This window comes from Nocardioides sp. CPCC 206348 (assembly GCF_048654705.1).
GTDB lineage: Bacteria > Actinomycetota > Actinomycetes > Propionibacteriales > Nocardioidaceae > Nocardioides.
In genome coordinates, this window is record NZ_JBMCZA010000177.1 from 1 (window position 1) to 2,350 (window position 2,350).

At 71.2% G+C, this 2,350-nt stretch carries 1 protein-coding gene and 1 pseudogene; both read left to right on the forward strand.

What is annotated here, in order from left to right; translation table 11 throughout:
• A partial coding sequence (locus tag ACOADB_RS14040) for a hypothetical protein (RefSeq protein WP_378599665.1) occupies nucleotides 1-187 on the forward strand: 187 nt, incomplete at its 5' end.
• Nucleotides 188-2,155: 1,968 nt separating this feature from the next.
• A pseudogene (locus tag ACOADB_RS14045) lies at nucleotides 2,156-2,350 on the forward strand (hypothetical protein); the annotation flags it as partial.

The window sequence follows — 2,350 nt, forward strand, 5'->3', positions numbered from 1 at the left end:
TGTCGGCGTCGTCCGTTGCGCGACCTCCGCCTCGTGCGGCAGCGGCCGCGACGTCGCCGCGGAAAGATCGGCGGATCACCCCGACCTGGACCCGGAGTTTCTCGCGTTCGAGCTGTTCCTTGCTACGGCCGGGCTTGACCGGGGCACGGCCACCGCCGCGCTGGCGGCGCAGCCACTCGAGGAGTGACGTCAGCGGATTGCGGGACAAGGGGGGACGGTCCGGCTCATTCATCGACGCTCCTGGGAGTTGGAGGTACGGCGGTCCGAGCTCACCGCCGCCGCTAACGTAGTGGTGCCCCGAACCGCCCGTAAAGAGCGGTGCTCTCGACGCTCGCGAGGAAACCATGCAGGAACTTCTGGAGCTCGCGATGGATCGTCCTGGAGAGGCGGGCGAACGGGCTCGGGCGATCCTCGCCAGCGCCCCGGACGACCTCCTCCGGTCCTTTGCGTGCCAGGCGCTGGGCATCGTCCTGCGTAGCGACGGACAGGCCGTGGAGGCGACCGCTGTGTTGCGGGAGGGCGTCCGGGCGGCTATCAGGAGCGGGGTCGACGGTCGTGAGAGCGACGTGCGCGCCACTCTGGCGGGAGCATTGGTACTGGCGGGCCGACCGCGCGCCGGCCTTCTCCAGTTCGATCGCGCGCTGGAGAGCGCCACGGGTGAGATCGCAGCGAAGGTCGCCATGCGGCAGGCCGGCATCCTCACGACCCTGGGCAGGTACGACGAAGCCCTCCCGGTCATGGGCCGAGCACTCGACGAGTTTCGGCAAACGGGCAACCGGGTCTGGGAGGCGCGCTCCCACCTGTGGCTGGCGCACATCGAGCTCGTCCGTGGCCGAGTGGATGCGGCCGAGCGCCATGCGCTCGAAGCCGCGGAGATCCTGGAGCAACTGGGAGACACGACTGATCGGCTCAGCGCTCTCACGAACCTTGGTGAGATCGCGATGGCGCGAGGGGACGTCTCCGGCGGCCTCCGACGCCTGACGGAGGCGGTCCGTGGAAGCGAATCGGTGGGCTGGCTGCGATTCGAGGACGTCGGCCCGCTTGCGGTCTGTTACCTCGCAGCAGGCATGACCGCCGATGCGGTGGCGCTGCTCGGCAGAAGTGACTTGCGCTTGACCGCCGCGTTTGAAGCCGAGCGCAAGCTGGCCCTCGCCGATGCGCTGGTGGCTGACCAGCAACCGCAATCGGCGATCGAACCGGCACGCACGGCCCGTGTGATGTTTCGTCGGCAGGGCCGGGAGTGGTTCGAGCGCCGGGCCCGGCTGACGGTCGTGCGGGCTCGGGCCGCAACCGGAGCAACTCAGGGACTGGCGCGCGAGGCGCGACTGGTCGCTGAGGAACTCCACGAGGAGCGGGCGGTCGAAGCACCGATCGCGCTGACCCTCGCCGGCCGGGCGGCCCGTGGTCAGGAAGCCGTCGATCTCTGGGTTTGCGCTGCGTCGTACCGCAACCATCCCAACGCGTTGGTGCGCGCTGGCGCGTGGAATGCCCAAGCACTCGCCCGTGAGGACTCGAACGACCGCGGCGGGGTCCTGCGCGCGGCCACCGCCGGCCTCGACGCGATCGACGAGCACCGACGCCTGATCGGCTCCTCAGAGCTCCGGGCCCTTGCGACGACCCATGGTCGAGAGCTGACGACCATCGCCCTGCGCCACGCAGCGACCGACCCGCGCACGCTCCTCCGTTGGAGCGAACGCACCCGCGCCACCGCCCTTGCCCAACCGCCCGCGACGTCCGACGCGGCGACGATCCCTGCCTCGCTCGCAGCCCTGCGCGACAACGGTCGCCGGCTCGCGGAGGCCCGTCAGGACGGCGATCCGACCGAGGACCTCGAGAAGGAGCGGTTGCGGCTGGAGCGGGCGGTGCGGGCCGAGCACCACACGCTCTCCTCGGACTCGGTCGATCGGCAGCGGCCGGTCAGCGCCGAGGAGGTCGTGGCCTCGGTCGGGGACGGTTGCCTGGTCGAGCTGGTTGACGTCGACGGGACCCTGCACGTGCTCGTCGTGCACGGCGGGAAGGTGCGACGGCGGATCGCGGGTTCGACGGCCGAGGTGGGCGAGCTTCTCGGACCCGCCGCGATGCTGCTCCGGCGCACCTCACGCGGGCGGCCCGCCGACCTGACTGCACTCGGGCAGCGGCTGCAGGACGCGATCCTCGGGGACGCCGTACGGCTGATCCCGGAGGGCCCGGTCGTGATCGCCCCGACCGCGCGGCTGCATGGACTGCCGTGGGCGTTGCTTCCTGCTCTGCACGACCGGCCGTTCAGTGTGGTGCCGTCGGCGGGGCAGTTGCTGCGGGCTCGCGCCACTGCACGGCCTGCGGATCCGCGGACCGTTCTCATCTGCGGCCC